We start from the raw sequence: 18347 nt of genomic DNA on the forward strand, positions 1-18347 counted from the left end.
ATCTGAAACTGGTCGGGAAAGGATTCCTGCGGCATCATGGGCAAATTTTGTACGGCAGCCCAAAGGAAGCCCCATGAATCTGCCTCCCCGCCAGCAGCAAATCCTTGAACTGGTCCGCGAACGCGGCTATGTCAGCATCGAGGAAATGGCGCAGCTATTTGTCGTCACCCCGCAGACCATCCGCCGCGACATCAATCAACTGGCGGAAGTGAACCTGCTGCGCCGCTACCATGGCGGCGCCGCTTACGATTCCAGCGTGGAAAACACCGCCTACGCCATGCGCGCCGATCAGATGCGCGATGAGAAGCAACGCATCGCCGAAGCGATCGCTGCGCAGATTCCCGACCACGCCTCGCTGTTCATCAATATCGGTACCACCACCGAATCCATCGCCCGGGCGCTGCTCAATCACAACCATTTGAAAGTCATCACCAACAACCTGCACGTGGCATCGATCCTCAGTGCCAAGGATGATTTCGAAGTCCTGATCGCCGGCGGCAACGTGCGCCGTGACGGCGGCGTGGTCGGTCAGGCCAGCGTCGATTTCATCAGTCAGTTCAAAGTCGACTTCGCCCTGGTGGGCATCAGCGGGATCGACGAGGACGGCAGCCTGCTGGATTTTGACTACCAGGAAGTCCGGGTCTCCCAAGCCATCATCGCCAACGCCCGGCAGGTATTGCTGGCGGCGGATTCCAGCAAGTTCGGGCGTAACGCCATGGTCCGCCTGGGCCCGATCAGCCTGATCGATTGCCTGGTGACCGACCAGCAACCGGTGCCGGCCCTGGCGCAGTTGTTGAGCCAGCACAAGATTCGCCTGGAAGTGGTCTGACTTCACCCCCGATCCCCTGTGGCGAGGGAGCTTGCTCCCGCTCGGCGGCGCAGCCGTCGTAAATCGGCCTGATGGGGTTAGCCTGAAGAAAAACGCCGGCCTGCTTGGGATGGCTTCGCCATCCAGCGGGAGCAAGCTCCCTGGCCACAGAAGCCCTCCTCAACTCCTTTTTGTTCGAAAATTTTCCTTTCAGCGTACTTCGATCAGTATTTTCAATCGGATTCGACTGGCTGTTGCTGTGCTTATGGGCTAGTATTTTCGCAAATGAACATTTATGTTCGAATTCAAATATTTCGAAAAAAGAACCCGAGGCCAGCCGATGCCCAATTCCACCTTGCCTATGCCCCCTCTCGCTGAAATCTATGACGTCGCCGTCATCGGTGGCGGTATCAATGGTGTAGGGATCGCCGCGGATGCTGCCGGTCGCGGTCTTTCGGTGTTCCTTTGCGAAAAGGACGATTTGGCCAGCCACACCTCTTCGGCCAGCAGCAAGCTGATCCATGGCGGCCTGCGCTATCTCGAACATTACGAATTCCGCCTGGTGCGTGAAGCACTCGCCGAGCGCGAAGTGCTGCTGACCAAGGCTCCGCATATCGTCAAGCAGATGCGCTTCGTATTGCCCCATCGCCCGCACCTGCGTCCGGCCTGGATGATCCGCGCCGGCCTGTTCCTTTATGATCACCTGGGCAAGCGCGAGCAACTCGCCGGCTCCCGGAGCCTGAAATTCGGCGCCGACAGCGCATTAAAAAGCGAGATCACCAAAGGCTTCGAATACTCCGATTGCTGGGTCGATGACGCCCGGCTGGTGGTGCTCAATGCCATGGCGGCGCGAGAAAAAGGTGCGCATATCCACACCCGCACCCGTTGCGTCAGCGCTCGGCGCAGTAAAGGCCTGTGGCAATTGAACCTGGAACGTGCCGACGGCAGCCTGTTTTCAATCCTGGCCAAATCGCTGGTAAACGCTGCCGGCCCATGGGTCGCCAAGTTCATTCGTGATGACCTGAAAATGGAATCGCCCTACGGCATCCGTCTGATCCAGGGCAGCCACCTGATCGTGCCAAAACTCTACGAAGGCGAGCATGCGCACATTCTTCAAAACGAAGACCAGCGCATCGTCTTCACCATCCCGTATCTGAATCAATTTACCCTGATAGGCACGACCGACCGCGAATACACCGGCGATCCGGCCAAGGTGGCAATTACCGAGGGCGAAACCGACTACCTGCTGAAGGTCGTCAATGCGCACTTCAAGAAGCAGATCAGCCGCGACGACATTCTGCACAGCTATTCCGGTGTCCGGCCTTTGTGCAACGACGAATCCGACAACCCTTCCGCCGTGACCCGGGACTACACCCTGGCGCTGTCGGGCGGTGGCCAGGAAGCTCCGTTGTTATCGGTGTTCGGCGGCAAACTGACCACGTACCGCAAGCTTGCCGAGTCGGCGATGGCCCAGCTGGCTCCGTACTTCACCCAGATGCGCCCGAGCTGGACGGCCCTGGAGACCTTGCCCGGCGGCGAGAACATGACCACGCCACAGGCTTTGTGCTCGGCAATCCGCGACAAGTTCGACTGGCTGCCCACCGATATCGCCCGCCGCTGGGCCACTACCTATGGCAGCCGCACCTGGCGCATGCTCGAAGGCGTGCACAGCCTTGCCGACCTGGGCGAGCACATCGGCGCGGGCCTTTATACCCGGGAGGTCGACTATCTGTGCAGCGACGAGTGGGCCATCGACGCCGAGGATATTCTCTGGCGTCGCAGCAAGCTGGGCTTGTTCACAACCGCCGCTGAACAGGAGAAGCTTCGCACGTACCTGGACAAGGTCGAGCACAACCGGCGCAAGATCGAAGCGGCCTGAGCAGTATTTCGCTAGCTAAACGTAAAGCCCCTGAATTCAGGGGCTTTTTGTTATCCGGATCCGCCACGGATCCCTGTGGGAGCGAGCCTGCTCGCGAAGAGGCCATCCGCTTCACAACTGATGGAACTGAGTGACCGCCTTCGCGAGCAGGCTCGCTCCCACAAGAGTTGATGAGCTCTCGAGTCATTCGGTTTTCCGAACACGACCCGACAGTCAGTTCGGCAAACCGGATAAACAACCGGCCAAAAATCTGAAACAAAACATTAATTTCCTTTAAAAACAGTCTGTTAACCAATCGCGACTGGCCTGGCACGAGTCATGCTCTACACTCGTGGAGACGAACGCCTGTACGCCAACACAACAGGAGCTGCCAGGCATTCGAAGCACTCAGGGCCGGTGAACCGGCCGAATACAAAAAAAACAATGTCGAGGAAACATCGATGCGCATCGTTCCCCATCTCCTGGGCGCAGCCGTTGCTGCCGCTCTGATCAGCACTCCGGTCTTCGCCGCCGAACTGACCGGCACACTGAAAAAGATCAAAGAGTCCGGCGTCGTTACGCTCGGCCACCGCGACGCCTCCATTCCGTTTTCCTACATCGCGGACGCTTCCGGCAAACCGGTCGGCTACTCCCACGACATCCAGCTGAAAGTCGTCGACGCTCTGAAAAAAGAGCTGGATGTGCCGAACCTGCAGGTCAAGTACAACCTGGTCACCTCGCAAACCCGTATCCCGCTGGTACAGAACGGCACTGTGGACCTGGAGTGCGGCTCCACCACCAACAACGTCGAGCGCCAGCAACAAGTCGCCTTCTCCGTTGGCATCTTCGAGATCGGCACCAAGCTGCTGTCCAAGAAAGACTCCAAGTACAAGGATTTCGACGACCTCAAGGGCAAGAACGTCGTGACCACCGCCGGCACCACGTCCGAGCGCCTGCTCAAGGCCATGAATGCCGACAAGCAAATGGGCATGAACGTCATCTCGGCCAAGGACCACGGCGAGTCCTTCCAGATGCTGGAATCGGGTCGTGCCGTCGCGTTCATGATGGACGACGCGCTGCTGGCCGGCGAAGCCGCCAAGGCCAAGAAGGCCGATGACTGGGCCGTCACCGGTACTCCGCAATCCTACGAAATCTACGGCTGCATGGTGCGCAAGGGCGACGAGCCGTTCAAAAAGGTTGTCGATGACGCTATCAAGGCCACCTACGCGTCGGGCGAGATCAACAAGATCTACGAAAAATGGTTCATGCAACCGATCCCGCCAAAAGGCCTGAACCTCAATTTCCCGATGAGCGACGAACTCAAGGCACTGATCGCCACGCCGACCGATAAAGCGGCTGACGACAAGAAATCCTGATTTCTGACTAACCTTACCTCCTGGAAGGGCCTGCCCTTCCAGGAGTGTGTCATTCCCTGCTGGCATCCAAGGAACCACTCGAACGGTGCGGTCGAGCCGTCGGTGTGTGCCCGATTCTCAAGATTGGGCGGGAAAGGACTTCCCCCTGCAGATATTTGTACATCGATCGATCTGAGGGGAGACCCTGATGAATTACAACTGGGACTGGGGCGTGTTCTTCAAGTCCACCGGCGTGGGCAGCGAGATCTATCTCGACTGGTACGTGGCCGGCCTGGGCTGGACCATTGCCATCGCCGTCGTCGCCTGGATCATTGCCCTGCTGCTGGGCTCGATCCTGGGTGTGATGCGCACCGTGCCGAACCGGCTGGTGTCCGGCATCGCGACTTGCTACGTGGAACTCTTTCGTAATGTGCCGCTGCTGGTGCAGCTGTTCATCTGGTACTTCCTGGTGCCGGACCTGCTGCCCGCCGACATGCAGGAATGGTACAAGCAGGACCTCAACCCGACCACCTCGGCCTACCTGAGCGTCGTCGTCTGCCTGGGCCTGTTCACTGCCGCACGGGTTTGCGAGCAGGTGCGCACCGGCATCCAGGCGCTGCCACGCGGCCAGGAAGCCGCCGCCCGCGCCATGGGCTTCAAGCTGCCGCAGATCTACTGGAACGTGCTGTTGCCCCAGGCCTACCGGATCATCATTCCGCCGCTTACCTCGGAATTTCTCAACGTCTTCAAGAACTCCTCCGTGGCCTCGCTGATCGGCCTGATGGAGCTGCTCGCGCAGACCAAGCAGACCGCCGAGTTCTCGGCCAACCTGTTCGAAGCCTTTACCCTGGCGACGCTGATCTACTTCACCCTGAACATGAGCCTGATGCTGCTCATGCGCATGGTCGAGAAGAAAGTCGCGGTGCCCGGCCTGATCTCCGTGGGGGGTAAATAATGGAATTCGACTTCACAGGCATCATCCCGGCCATTCCCGGTTTGTGGAACGGCATGGTGATGACCCTCAAGCTGATGGCCCTGGGTGTCGTTGGCGGGATCATCCTGGGGACGATCCTGGCGCTGATGCGCCTGTCCCACAACAAGCTGGTCTCCAACATCGCTGGCGCCTACGTCAACTATTTCCGCTCGATCCCGTTGCTGCTGGTCATCACCTGGTTCTACCTGGCGGTGCCGTTCGTGCTGCGCTGGATCACCGGTGAAGACACGCCGATCGGCGCGTTCGGCTCTTGCGTCGTGGCGTTCATGATGTTCGAGGCGGCTTACTTCTGCGAAATCGTCCGGGCCGGCGTGCAGTCGATCCCCAAGGGCCAGATGGGCGCGGCACAGGCATTGGGCATGAACTATGGCCAGGTCATGCGCCTGATCATCCTGCCCCAGGCGTTTCGCAAGATGACCCCGCTGTTGCTGCAACAGAGCATCATCCTGTTTCAGGACACCTCGCTGGTCTACACCGTCGGCCTGGTGGACTTCCTCAATGCTTCGCGGGCCAATGGCGACATCATCGGCCGCTCCAATGAGTTCCTGATCATCGCAGGTCTCGTGTACTTCACAATCAGCTTTGCCGCCTCGCTGCTGGTCAAGCGTCTGCAAAAAAGGTTCGCCGTATGATCTCTATCAAGAACATCAACAAGTGGTATGGGGACTTCCAGGTACTGACCAATTGCAGCACCGAGGTCAGCAAGGGTGAGGTTGTGGTGGTGTGCGGGCCGTCGGGTTCGGGCAAGTCCACGCTGATCAAGTGCGTCAACGCGCTGGAGCCGTTCCAGAAAGGCGACATCGTGGTCGATGGCACCTCCATCGCCGACCCGAAGACCAACCTGCCGAAACTGCGTTCGCGGGTGGGCATGGTGTTCCAGCATTTCGAATTGTTCCCGCACCTGACCATCACCGAAAACCTGACCATCGCGCAGATCAAGGTGCTGGGCCGCAGCAAGGAAGAAGCCACCAAAAAAGGCCTGCAACTGCTTGAGCGCGTCGGCCTGTCCGCCCACGCCCACAAGCACCCGGGCCAGCTTTCCGGCGGCCAGCAACAGCGCGTGGCGATTGCCCGTGCGCTGGCGATGGACCCGGTGGTGATGCTGTTCGACGAACCGACCTCGGCCCTCGACCCGGAAATGGTCAACGAAGTGCTGGACGTGATGGTGCAACTGGCCCACGAAGGCATGACCATGATGTGCGTGACCCACGAAATGGGCTTCGCCCGCAAGGTGGCGAACCGGGTGATCTTCATGGACCAGGGCCAGATCATCGAGGATTGCGAGAAGGAAGAGTTCTTCGGCGACATCAACGCCCGCTCCGAACGCGCGCAGCATTTCCTTGAGAAAATCCTGCAGCACTAAGCGTCGCCTTCTTTAGACGCGCTTGCCCTTGTGGCGAGGGAGCTTGCTCCCGCTGGGTCGCGTAGCGGCCCCAAATCCGGCAAATGCTATGTATCAGGCATACCGCATTAGCCGTTTTGCGACTGCTTCGCAGCCGAGCGGGAGCAAGCTCCCTCGCCACGGGACCGCGTTTGAAGGGCAATCGCCGCCTCACTGGTTGACCCAAGGCTTCTGTGATGAAATGCGACCCCACCCTCTATCGCGCCGCGCCGCCATCACTCGCCGTGAAACCCCGCCTGATTCGCCACCTGTTCCTGCCGCCGCTGGTCATTGCGCTGATGATCGGCCTGGGTTACCTCGGCTTCTGGATCAGCGAGCACTACGGCATTCGCGGCCTGGCCGAAAATGGCGAGCGCCAGCTGGAACTGCATGCCCGGGCGGTGGAAAGCGAGATCAGCAAATACACCTATCTGCCCAGCCTGCTCGAGCTTGAATCCAGCGTCTCGAAACTGCTCGACGACCCGACACCCGAGCACCGCAAGACCGTCAACGAATACCTCGAAGGCCTGAATCGGCGCAGCCGTAGCCGGGCCATCTATGTCATGGACACCACCGGCCGGGTGATGGCCACCAGCAACTGGCGCGACGTCGACAGTTACCTGGGCGAAGACCTGTCATTCCGCGCCTACTTCCAGAACGCCGTTCGCGGCCAGCCGGGACGCTTCTACGGCATCGGCAGCACCAACGGCGAGCCGGGCTACTACCTGGCCCATGGGCTGGAAGAAAGGGGCAAGATCATCGGCGTGGCCGTGGTCAAGGTGCGTCTCGAAGCCATGGAGGAACGCTGGCAGCGAGCACGCCTGGAAGCCTTCGTCAGCGACGAGAACGGCATCATCATCCTCTCCAGCGATCCGGCGCGACGGCTCAAGTCCGTACGGCCGCTGAGCGACGAAACCAAGGAACGCCTGGCCCGCAGCCTGCAATATTACTGGTTCCCACTGAACGAACTGATCCCCCTGGCCCGCGAGCAACTGGCCGAAGGCATGGAGAAGCTGACCTTCCCCGCCAATACCGAAATCGCCGCCGACCAGCAGGCCACCAGCTACCTCTCGCAGACCCGGCCGTTGAGCGACACGCCGTGGAATTTCACCTTGCTCACCCCGCTTGAAGACCTGCGCCGCCAAGCGATCAACCAGGGCATCCTGGTGGCCGTGGCGTTTGCCCTGGTGGCCTTCCTGCTGATCGCCTGGAACGAGCGGCGCAAGGTCATTGCCACCCGCCTCGCCGCCCGCGAAGCGTTGCAGGAAGCCAACAACCAGCTCGAACGTCGGATTACCGAACGCACCACCGACCTGCGGGCCAGCAACGAGCGGCTCAAAGGCCAGATCCGCGAACGCCGGCAAGCGGAAGAGACCCTGCGCCGCGCCCAGGACGAACTGGTACAGGCCGGCAAATTGGCGGCCATCGGCCAGATGTCCACCAGCATCGCTCATGAACTCAACCAGCCGCTGGCTGCGTTGCGCACGTTGTCCGGCAACACGGTGCGCTTCCTGGAGCGCGGCCAACTGGACATTGCCAGCGCCAACCTCAGGACCATCAACGACCTGATCGATCGCATGGGCCGGATCACCGCGAGCCTGCGTGCCTTTGCCCGGCGCGGTGACGACAAAGGCCGGGCCAGCCTGGGCAAGGCCGTCGAGGCCGCGCTGCAATTGCTCGGGGCGCGTCTGGAAAAACTTGGGGTCCAGACACAGACAGCTTTCGAAGACGTCCAGCTGCAAATCGACCAGACACGCCTGGAGCAGATCCTGGTGAACCTGATTGGCAACGCCCTGGACGCGATGCAAGTCCAACCCGAGCCAAGACTGTGGCTCGCCGGTGAGATCAGCGATGGCAAATACCGCCTGCGGGTGCGCGATAACGGCCACGGCATCGATCCGCAGGCACGCAAGCATCTGTTCGAACCTTTCTTCACCACCAAGCCCGGCGAACAAGGCCTGGGCCTCGGCCTGACGCTTTCGGCGAGCCTGTGCGCCGCCGCGGGCGGGCATCTGGGCGTCGAGCACCCGGACGATGGTGGCACCACGTTTGTACTCAGTTTACCGTTGGTAAGCCTTTCACCTGCCGAGCCGCTATGAACAACGACCTGAGCGTTCTGATCGTCGAAGACGACCCCCATGTCCTGTTGGGCTGCCAACAGGCCCTGACCCTGGAAGACATTCCCTGTGTGGGCGTGGGCAGCGCCGAAGAGGCCCTGGAACGGGTTGGCGATGATTTTGCCGGCATCGTCATCAGTGACATCCGACTGCCGGGCATGGATGGGCTGGAACTGCTGACCCGGCTCAAGGCCCGCGACCGCAGCCTGCCAGTGGTATTGATCACCGGCCACGGCGACATCTCCATGGCCGTCGGCGCCATGCAGAAAGGCGCCTACGACTTCATGGAAAAACCCTTCTCTCCCGAACGCCTGGTGGACGTCGCCCGCCGCGCCCTGGAGCAACGCAGTCTGGCCCGGGAAGTTTCAACGCTGCGCAGGAAACTGGCCGAACGTGATTCGCTGGAAGGCAGGATCATTGGCCGCTCGCCGGCCATGCAGCATTTGCGAGCGCTGATCGCCAATGTCGCCGACACCTCGGCCAACGTACTGATCGAGGGCGAAACCGGCACCGGCAAGGAGCTGGTCGCCCGCTGCCTGCATGATTTCAGCCGGCGCCATGACAAACAGTTCGTCGCGCTGAACTGCGGGGGGCTGCCGGAGAACCTGTTCGAAAGCGAGATTTTCGGTCACGAGGCCAACGCCTTCACCGGTGCGGGCAAACGTCGGATCGGCAAGATCGAGCACGCCGATGGCGGCACGCTGTTTCTCGATGAAGTGGAAAGCATGCCCCTGCCCTTGCAGATCAAGCTGCTGCGGGTGTTGCAGGAACGCACCCTGGAGCGCCTGGGTTCGAACCAGAGCGTGGCCGTGGATTGTCGCGTGATCGCCGCCACCAAGTCCGACCTCGACGAAATGGGCCGGGCCGGGCAGTTCCGCAGCGACCTGTATTACCGCCTCAACGTGGTCACCCTGGAACTGCCGCCCCTGCGCGAACGGCGCGAGGACATCCTGCAACTGTTCGAGCATTTCCTCCAGCAATCGTCCCTGCGCTTCGACCGCACGGTGCCGGAGCTGGACAACCAGACCCTGTCGAACCTGATGAGCCACGACTGGCCGGGCAACGTACGTGAACTGCGCAACGTCGCCGAGCGTTATGCCCTCGGCCTGCCCGCTTTCAAGAAGTCCGGCGCCAGCGCGGGCAGCCAGGGCCTGGCTTTCGCCGAAGCGGTGGAAGCCTTCGAGCGCAACCTGCTGGTGGACGCATTGCAACGCAGCGGCGGCAACCTGACCCAGGCCAGCCAGGAACTGGGCATGGCCAAGACCACGCTGTTCGACAAAGTCAAAAAATATGGCTTGAGCCACTGACCGGGGACGCGAACCTGTGGATCTGATTTTCAAGGCGGCGCTCGGCGCGGCCGTAGTGGTCATCCTGGCGATGCTCGCCAAGACCAGGAATTATTACATCGCCGGGCTGGTGCCGCTGTTTCCGACTTTCGCCCTGATCGCCCACTACATCGTCGGCAAGGGCCGCTCGGTGGACGACCTGAAGACCACCATCGTGTTCGGCATGTGGTCGATCATTCCGTACTTCGTCTATCTTGCGACGCTGTACGTGATGGTCGACCGCATGCGCCTCGAAGCCTCATTGGCCGTAGCTGCCGTCGCCTGGCTGATGGCGGCGACGGTGCTGGTCAGCGTCTGGGTGCGGCTTCACGGCTGATCCCCGCGATCAATAGCCGACGGTAAACCGCGTCCGTGAAAACTGCGGCGTTTCGATTTCATCGATCATCGCAATGGCGTAGTCGGCAAAGCTGATCCAACTGCGTCCGGCCTGGTCGAACAACAGGTGATCCTTGCCGACACGGGACTGCCCGGTGCGCTCGGTTTCGACGAACTCCGCCGAGGGCGAGAGGAAGGTCCAATCCAGGTCCTGTTCCTTGCGCAACACGTCGAGGAACAATGCACCGGCGCTGGCTTCGGCCAGGTATTCCTCCGGGAAGCCCTCGCTGTCGATCACACGGCTGTTATCCGGCAGCAACAACGAACCGGCACCGCCCACCACCAGCAGACGCTTGACCCCGGCGGCTTTCACCGGTGCGATGACCTTATCGGCCGGCACGGTGGCAAAGTGCGCGGCGCTGATCACCACGTCATGGCCGGTGACTGCTGCGGTCAACGCCTCGCTGTCCAGTACGTCCAGTTGCTTGCTGGCCACGCCGGCCCGCTCGCCGATCGCGGTTGTATTGCGGGCAATGGCCGTCACGCTGTGGCCGCGTCGCAGGGCCTCTTCCAACAGCTGGCTGCCGGCCCGGCCGGTGGCGCCGATGATTGCGATTTTGCTCATGAGATTCTCCTATGGTTATTCGTAGGGATTACTTCAACGTGGCGAGGGAGCTTGCTCCCGCTCGGCTGCGAAGCAGTCGCAAAAAGGTTCATGCGGTGTGCCAGGTACAACTCATTTGCTGGTATGGGGGCTGCTGCGCAGCCCAGCGGGAGCAAGCTCCCTCGCCACAAAAGCCCCGATCAAAGGTTGAGCTTCACCACTTCATCTCGCCCTTCGCGACCTTGGCGCTGAGTTCCAGGGAGCTGTCCTCCCCCAGGTTGGGATAGCGTAGTTTCATCGCGGCGATCAGCGCGGCGGAATCCTTGGCCTTGGCGGTCTCCTCGTCGAAGGCCTTGATGTAGTCGGCGGTGAAGCGCACCGGCGCCAGGGAGCGGGCACTTTCACCCAGGTAATGGCCGGGGATCACCGTGGCCGGTTGCAGTTTTTCAATGCCCGCCAGCGTCGCCAGCCAGTCCTTGCGGGATTGCGCCGTCTGGGTATCGGCCATCCAGACGTGAATATTTTCCGCCACCACCACGCCGCCAACCACTGCCTTGATCGATGGAATCCAGACAAAGCTGCGGTCCGGTTGCGGGCCGTCGAGGCCGATGATCTGCAAGCGCTTGCCCTCCAGCGTCAGGCTGTCGCCCTTGAGTACCTGGGGCACGAGAGTCTTGGCCGGTGCATCGGCCTTCAGGATCGGCCCCCAGTATTTCAACTTGCCGTCGGCGGTGTGCTGGATGTGCTCGACGGTCGCTGCCGACGCGAGCACCTTGGCTTCAGGGAACGCTGAGGTCAGGGTTTCAAGGCCGAAATAGTAGTCCGGATCGCCGTGGCTGATGTAAATCGTGGTCAGCCGTTTGCCGCTGGCGCGGATTTTCTCCACGACCTGCTCGGCCTGGGCCTTGCCAAACTGGGCGTCCACCAGGATTGCCTCCTTGTCGCCGCTGACCAGAACCGAAGTCACCGGAAAAATCGCCGCGGCGCCGGGGTTATAGACATCGAGCGTCAAGTCGCCCGCCCAGGCCTGGGCGGTGAAGGCCAAGGCGGCGGTCGCCAGCAGCAGGCGTTTGATTGGGGTGAATCCGGTCATGTTGTGCTCCGTCGTCCAAGGGTCCGCAAGGGAATGGACAGAGCTTAGTTGCCTGACTCGATACAAAAAATGCGATGCTGGGACATAGTTTGTTTCTAAAATCGGGCAGATCATGGATCGTCTACAAGCAATGCGGGTGTTCGTAACCGTGGTGGACCTGGGCAGCCAATCGGCGGCGGCCGAACATCTGGACCTGTCGCGACCGGTGGTGTCGCGGTACCTGGCGGAGCTGGAAGACTGGGTCGGTGCTCGGCTCATGCACCGCACCACACGCAAACTGAGCCTGACGGCCGCCGGCTCGGAGATTCTGCCGCGCTGCCGACAGATGCTCGAGCTGTCCGGCGACATTCAAGCCGCCGTGAGCACGCCGGAGGACGCGCCCCGGGGCATGCTGCGCATCACCGCCAGCCCATCATTCGGCCAGTCCCAGCTGGCGTCGGCCATGGCCGAGTTCGTCAAGCGCTACCCGGGGGTAAGCGTCGACCTGCAGATGCTCGATCGCACGGTGAACCTGGTGGATGAGCGCATCGACCTGGCGATCCGCATGAGCAACGATCTCGATCCCAACCTGATCGCCCGGCGCCTCACGGTGTGCCGCTCGGTGATCTGCGCCTCGCCCCGTTACCTGCGCGAGCAGCCGACACCGCAACGGGTGGAGGACTTGGGCCGGCACAACTGCCTGACCCATTCCTACGTCGGCAAGAGCTTGTGGCATTTCGAGCAGGACGGCGAACAGATCGCGGTGCCGGTGCAGGGCAACATCAGCGCCAACGAGGCCAGCACGCTGCTCCAGGCAACGATCGCCGGCGCTGGCGTGGCGATGCTGCCCAGCTACCAGGCCGGCCCTTATCTGCGCAGCGGTGAACTGGTGCGCCTGCTGGCCCACGCCGAACCGCGGCTGATGAACATGTATGCGGTGTATGCATCGCGCAAGCACATGCCCTCGGCGCTGCGTTGCCTGGTGGATTTTCTGGTGCTGAAGTTTCCCGAGACGCCTGAGTGGGATGACGGGCTATAAGCAACAGTAGACTCACCAAATCCCCCTGTGGGAGCGGGCTTGCTCGCGATAGCGGTGGGCCAGCCGAATAAAGTGCAACTGATCCGCTGCCATCGCGAGCAAGCTCGCTCCCACAAGGGGATTGAGTACTCTCCGGGATTTCACCAAAACCCCGGCCCAAGGCATACTTGCCACCCTTCGTAATCCAGAACCCGAAACCGCCCCATGCGCATCCACGTCAGTTTCATCGACCGCGTCGGCATCACCCAGGAAGTCCTGGCTTTGCTCGGCGGGCGCAATTTGAACCTGGATGCGGTGGAGATGGTGCCGCCCAACGTCTACATCGATGCCCCGACCCTCAGCCCGCAGGTGCTCGACGAACTGCGCGAGGCACTGTTCAGCGTGCGCGGCGTGCAGGCGGTCACCGTGGTGGACATTCTCCCGGGGCAACGCCGGCACTTGCAGCTCGATGCCTTGCTCGCCGCCATGACCGACCCGGTGCTGGCCCTCGACAGCGCCGGCAAGGTGCTGCTCGCCAACCCAGCACTGATCGCCTTGTACGGTCGGGAACCGGCCGGGGAAAGCGTGGCCGAGCTGTTCGGCGACGCGGCGCTGCTGGACGCCCTGCTTGAGAACGGCTTTCGCCTGCCGCTGCGGGAAATCACCCTCAACGGCCAGACCTTGTTGCTGGACGCCACGCCCATTACCGATGCCGGGGCGCTGCTGACGCTTTATCAGCCAAACCGCATCGGCGAACGCCTGTCGGCGCTGCATCACGACCACGCCGAGGGTTTCGATGCGCTGCTGGGCGAATCCCCGGCGATCCGCACGCTCAAGGCCCGGGCCCAGCGCGTCGCGGCCCTGGATGCGCCGCTGCTGATCCAGGGCGAGACCGGTACCGGCAAGGAACTGGTGGCCCGCGCCTGCCACGCCATCAGCGCCCGCCACGGTGCGCCATTCCTGGCCCTGAACTGCGCCGCGCTGCCGGAGAACCTCGCCGAAAGCGAACTGTTCGGCTATGCCCCCGGCGCCTTCACCGGCGCCCAGCGCGGCGGCAAGCCGGGGCTGATGGAACTGGCGAACCAGGGCACGGTGTTTCTCGATGAAATCGGCGAGATGTCGCCGTACCTGCAAGCCAAGCTGCTGCGTTTCCTCAATGACGGCAGCTTTCGCCGTGTGGGTGGCGATCGGGAGATCAAGGTCAATGTGCGAATCCTCAGCGCCACCCACCGCAACCTGGAGAAAATGGTCAGCGAAGGCTCGTTCCGCGAAGACTTGTTCTACCGCCTGAACGTGCTCAACGTCGAAGTCCCGCCGCTGCGCGAACGCGGCCAGGACATCCTGCTGCTGGCGCGTTATTTCATGCAGCAGGCCTGCGCGCAGATCCAGCGCCCGGTCTGCCGGTTGGCCCCCGGCACCTATCCGGCATTGCTGGGCAATCGCTGGCCGGGCAATGTGCGGCAACTGCAGAACGTGATCTTCCGCGCCGCCGCCATCTGCGAAAGCAGTTTGGTGGACATCGGCGACCTCGACATCGCCGGCACCTCCGTGGCGCGCCAGGGCGACGTGGAAGTCGAAAGCCTGGAGCAAGCCGTCGAAGCGTTCGAGAAGCAATTGCTCGAATCGCTGTACACCAACTACCCCTCCACCCGTCAACTCGCCAGCCGCTTGCAAACCTCTCATACGGCCATTGCCCATCGATTGCGCAAGTACGGCATTTCCGGGAAGCCATAGACCCGCCGCAGTTCCCCTGTGGGAGCGAGCTTGCTCGCGATAGCGGTGTATCAGTCAACCTATCGCTGACAGAGCTACCGTCATCGCGAGCAAGCTCGCTCCCACAGGGGTTATGGGTGCGGTCGAAAAAATCGCATCCAAAAACGACCTCCACTGTACTGAAAGCGCTACAGCGGAACGATAACGCTACAGTCGCCGTCAGCCTGCGCAGCGTAAGGCTCTGATCCCATAACGATTTTATCCGGCCCAGGCGCTGTAACGATTTCGCTACAGCGCTAAAGACTATCGTCGCACGAAAATCCTTCAACCTATTGATAAATAACGAATTTTGTAAATTGGCCACGTTCTTGCTAAGGCTTTAGCCATTCGGCCGGGCCAAGCCCCGCGCCTTTCTTCGCGTCCACCAGACGAAATCTGGCCCCAGGAGTTTCCATGAGCGAGTTGCGTTTTACTGAAGATCACGAATGGCTGCGCACCGAAGCAGACGGCAGCGTCACCGTAGGCATTACCGCCTTCGCGCAGAACGCATTGGGCGACGTGGTTTTTGTGCAACTGCCTGAATTGCAGTCCTACGCCAAGGGCGACGAAGCCTCCACGGTTGAATCGGTGAAAGCCGCCAGCGGTGTGTACATGCCCCTCGATGGTGAAGTACTTGAAGTGAACGACAAGCTCGGCGACAGCCCGGAACTGGTCAACGAAGACCCGCTGGGCGACGGCTGGTTCTTCCGCTTTAAACCGACCGACGCCGACGCAGTGGCTAAGCTGTTGGATCAAGACGCCTACGATCGCCTGATCAAAGCCAACGCCGAAGCCTGAGGAGCCACGACATGACCGTAAATCTCGGCACCGCCAACGAATTCATCGCCCGTCATATCGGCCCTCGGGCCAGCGACGAGCAAGCCATGCTCGAGCGCCTGGGTTTCGACTCCCTGGAAGCCCTGAGCGCCAGCGTCATCCCGGAAAGCATCAAGGGCACCAGTGTGCTGGACATGGGCGACGGCCAGAGCGAAGCCGATGCATTGGCCTCGATCAAGGCCATTGCCGGCAAGAACCAGCTATTCAAGACCTACATCGGCCAGGGTTACTACAACTGCCACACCCCGGCGCCGATCCTGCGCAACCTGCTGGAAAACCCGGCCTGGTACACCGCTTACACGCCGTACCAGCCGGAAATTTCCCAGGGCCGTCTCGAAGCGCTGCTGAATTTCCAGACCTTGATCAGCGACCTCACCGGCCTGCCGATCGCCAACGCCTCGCTGCTCGACGAAGCCACCGCCGCTGCCGAAGCCATGACCTTCTGCAAACGCCTGAGCAAGAACAAGGGCAGCAATGCCTTCTTCGCCTCTCGCCATTGCCACCCGCAGACCCTCGACGTGCTGCGCACCCGTGCCGAACCCCTGGGTATCGACGTGGTGGTCGGTGATGAACGCGAACTGAGCGACGTCAGCGGCTTTTTTGGCGCACTCTTGCAATACCCGGCCAGCAACGGTGACCTGTTCGACTATAGCGAGCTGACCGAACGTTTCCACGCCGCCAATGCCCTGGTGGCCGTCGCGGCTGACCTGCTGGCCCTGACGCTACTGACCGCTCCCGGTGAATTCGGTGCAGACGTGGCCATCGGCAGCGCCCAGCGCTTCGGCGTGCCACTGGGTTTCGGCGGCCCGCACGCGGCGTATTTTTCCACCAAGGATGCGTTCAAGCGCGACATGCCGGGCCGTCTGGTTGGCGTGTCCGTAGACCGTTTCGGCAAGCCGGCCCTGCGCCTGGCGATGCAGACCCGCGAGCAACACATCCGCCGCGAGAAAGCCACCAGCAATATCTGCACCGCCCAGGTGCTGCTTGCCAACATCGCCAGCATGTACGCTGTGTATCACGGTCCCAAAGGCCTGGTGCAGATTGCCAACCGCATCCACCACCTGACCGCGATCCTCGCCAAGGGCCTGGGCGCGCTGGGCCTGAGCGTCGAGCAAGAAAGCTTCTTCGACACCCTGACCCTGCACACCGGCGCACAGACTACTGCCCTGCACGACAAGGCCCACGCTCAACGCATCAACCTGCGCGTGGTGGATGCAGAACGCTTGGGCCTGTCCTTGGACGAGACCACCAGCCAGGCTGATATCGAGGCATTGTGGAGCCTGTTGGCCGACGGCAAGGCCCTGCCGGACTTCGCCTCCCTCGCCGCCAGCGTGCAAAGCCGCATCCCGGCCGAACTGGTGCGCCAATCGGCGATCCTCAGCCACCCGGTGTTCAACCGCTACCATTCCGAAACCGAGCTGATGCGCTACCTGCGCAAGCTCGCCGACAAGGACCTGGCGCTGGATCGCACCATGATCCCGCTGGGTTCCTGCACGATGAAACTCAACGCCGCCAGCGAAATGATCCCGGTGACCTGGGCCGAATTCGGCGCCCTGCACCCGTTCGCCCCGGCCGAGCAGAGCGCCGGCTACCAGCAGTTGACCGACGAGCTGGAAGCGATGCTCTGCGCCGCCACCGGCTACGACGCGGTGTCGCTGCAACCCAACGCCGGTTCCCAAGGTGAATACGCTGGCCTGCTGGCAATCCGCGCCTACCACCAGAGCCGTGGTGAAGACCGTCGCGACATCTGCCTGATCCCGTCCTCCGCCCACGGCACCAACCCGGCCACCGCCAACATGGCCGGCATGCGGGTGGTCGTGACCGCGTGCGATGCCCGTGGCAACGTCGACATCGAAGACCTGCGCGCCAAGGCCATCGAACACCGCGAACACCTCGCCGCGCTGATGATCACCTACCCGTCCACCCACGGCGTGTTCGAGGAAGGCATCCGCGAAATCTGCGGCATCATTCATGACAATGGCGGCCAGGTATACATCGACGGCGCCAACATGAACGCCATGGTCGGCCTCTGCGCCCCAGGCAAGTTCGGCGGCGACGTGTCGCACCTGAACCTGCACAAGACCTTCTGCATCCCTCACGGCGGTGGCGGCCCGGGCGTCGGCCCGATCGGCGTCAAGTCGCACCTGGCACCGTTCCTGCCCGGCCATGCGAACATGGAGCGCAAGGAAGGCGCGGTATGCGCGGCGCCGTTCGGCAGTGCGAGCATTTTGCCGATCACCTGGATGTACATCCGCATGATGGGCGGCGCCGGCCTCAAGCGCGCCTCGCAACTGGCGATCCTCAACGCCAACTACATCGCCCGTCGCCTGGAAGAGCACTACCCGGTGCTCTACTCCGGCAGCAACGGCCTGGTAGCCCACGAATGCATCCTCGATTTGCGTCCGCTCAAGGACAGCAGCGGCATCAGCGTCGATGACGTCGCCAAGCGCCTGATCGACTTCGGCTTCCACGCCCCGACCATGTCGTTCCCGGTGGCCGGCACATTGATGATCGAGCCGACCGAAAGCGAATCCAAGGAAGAACTGGACCGCTTCTGCGACGCCATGATCTGCATCCGTGAAGAAATCCGCGCGGTGGAGAACGGCAGCCTCGACAAAGACGACAACCCGCTGAAAAACGCCCCGCACACCGCGGCGGAACTCGTCGGCGAGTGGACTCACCCCTACAGCCGCGAACAGGCCGTTTACCCGGTGGCGTCGTTGATCGAAGGCAAATACTGGCCGCCGGTGGGCCGGGTCGACAACGTGTTCGGCGACCGCAACCTGGTCTGCGCCTGCCCGTCGATCGAAAGCTACGCTTGACCATGAAGGGGCGGGCTAGCTCGCCCCTCTTTCAATAACACCGCCTATCCCTTGTGGGAGCGGGCTTG

The 18347-nt window shown here is 61.9% G+C and carries 15 protein-coding genes; 13 read left to right on the forward strand and 2 right to left on the reverse strand.

The features are described 5' to 3' along the window. Nucleotides 1-73: 73 nt before the first annotated feature. The 9 genes from J3P89_RS22405 (at nt 74) to J3P89_RS22445 (ending at nt 10175) form a co-directional block, all read left to right on the forward strand. Nucleotides 74-829, forward strand: coding sequence for a DeoR/GlpR family transcriptional regulator (locus J3P89_RS22405; RefSeq protein WP_434569608.1), 756 nt, complete (start codon nt 74-76; stop codon nt 827-829). Between the two features lie 319 nt (nt 830-1148). Further along, a complete protein-coding gene (gene glpD / locus J3P89_RS22410; protein WP_434673656.1) occupies nt 1149-2687 on the forward strand; it encodes a glycerol-3-phosphate dehydrogenase in 1539 nt (512 codons plus the stop codon). Nucleotides 2688-3127: 440 nt separating this feature from the next. Beyond that, entirely contained in the window at nt 3128-4042 is a 915-nt protein-coding gene (locus J3P89_RS22415; RefSeq protein ID WP_434695682.1) for a glutamate/aspartate ABC transporter substrate-binding protein, read from the forward strand. A 187-nt stretch (nt 4043-4229) separates the two neighbouring features. Beyond that, nucleotides 4230-4976 (forward strand): amino acid ABC transporter permease, encoded by a 747-nt coding sequence (locus J3P89_RS22420; protein WP_434569610.1) that lies wholly within the window; start codon nt 4230-4232, stop codon nt 4974-4976. Beyond that, nucleotides 4976-5647: an amino acid ABC transporter permease gene (locus tag J3P89_RS22425; protein ID WP_014339892.1), complete on the forward strand. Its 672-nt coding sequence runs from the start codon at nt 4976-4978 to the stop codon at nt 5645-5647. Before J3P89_RS22420 ends, J3P89_RS22425 begins: the two co-directional genes overlap by 1 nt. Next, a complete protein-coding gene (locus tag J3P89_RS22430) occupies nt 5644-6378 on the forward strand; it encodes an amino acid ABC transporter ATP-binding protein (RefSeq protein ID WP_434695683.1) in 735 nt (244 codons plus the stop codon). The genes J3P89_RS22425 and J3P89_RS22430 overlap by 4 nt, the downstream gene beginning before the upstream one ends. A 215-nt stretch (nt 6379-6593) precedes the next feature. After that, a complete protein-coding gene (locus J3P89_RS22435; RefSeq protein ID WP_434695684.1) occupies nt 6594-8495 on the forward strand; it encodes a sensor histidine kinase in 1902 nt (633 codons plus the stop codon). Then, complete coding sequence (locus J3P89_RS22440) at nt 8492-9820, forward strand: sigma-54-dependent transcriptional regulator (protein WP_434695685.1); 1329 nt, start codon at nt 8492-8494, stop codon at nt 9818-9820. Before J3P89_RS22435 ends, J3P89_RS22440 begins: the two co-directional genes overlap by 4 nt. Before the next feature lie 25 nt (nt 9821-9845). After that, on the forward strand, nt 9846-10175 hold the full coding sequence (locus J3P89_RS22445) for a GlpM family protein (protein ID WP_187293334.1): 330 nt from the start codon (nt 9846-9848) through the stop codon (nt 10173-10175). 9 nt (nt 10176-10184) lie between these two features. On the opposite strand, the gene J3P89_RS22450 is transcribed toward J3P89_RS22445, so the two are convergent. After that, a complete protein-coding gene (locus J3P89_RS22450) occupies nt 10185-10799 on the reverse strand; it encodes an NAD(P)-dependent oxidoreductase (protein ID WP_434695686.1) in 615 nt (204 codons plus the stop codon). Nucleotides 10800-10992: 193 nt separating this feature from the next. Next, nucleotides 10993-11871, reverse strand: coding sequence for an MBL fold metallo-hydrolase (locus J3P89_RS22455; protein ID WP_434695688.1), 879 nt, complete (start codon nt 11869-11871; stop codon nt 10993-10995). 112 nt (nt 11872-11983) lie between these two features. On the opposite strand from J3P89_RS22455, the gene J3P89_RS22460 reads away from it, so the two are divergent. From J3P89_RS22460 to gcvP, 4 genes are all read left to right on the forward strand, one after another. Beyond that, nucleotides 11984-12889, forward strand: coding sequence for a LysR family transcriptional regulator (locus J3P89_RS22460; RefSeq protein ID WP_434695689.1), 906 nt, complete (start codon nt 11984-11986; stop codon nt 12887-12889). 204 nt (nt 12890-13093) lie between these two features. After that, the gene (locus J3P89_RS22465) at nt 13094-14602 is read left to right on the forward strand and encodes a sigma-54-dependent transcriptional regulator (RefSeq protein WP_186635657.1); all 1509 of its coding nucleotides are present in this window, start codon (nt 13094-13096) and stop codon (nt 14600-14602) included. A gap of 432 nt (nt 14603-15034) precedes the next feature. Further along, the gene (gene gcvH / locus J3P89_RS22470) at nt 15035-15418 is read left to right on the forward strand and encodes a glycine cleavage system protein GcvH (protein WP_434561638.1); all 384 of its coding nucleotides are present in this window, start codon (nt 15035-15037) and stop codon (nt 15416-15418) included. Nucleotides 15419-15429: 11 nt separating this feature from the next. Continuing rightward, a complete protein-coding gene (gcvP, locus tag J3P89_RS22475) occupies nt 15430-18279 on the forward strand; it encodes an aminomethyl-transferring glycine dehydrogenase (RefSeq protein WP_434695690.1) in 2850 nt (949 codons plus the stop codon). Nucleotides 18280-18347 lie beyond the last annotated feature (68 nt).

Source organism: Pseudomonas sp. Z1-14, from assembly GCF_051132005.1.
GTDB lineage: Bacteria > Pseudomonadota > Gammaproteobacteria > Pseudomonadales > Pseudomonadaceae > Aquipseudomonas.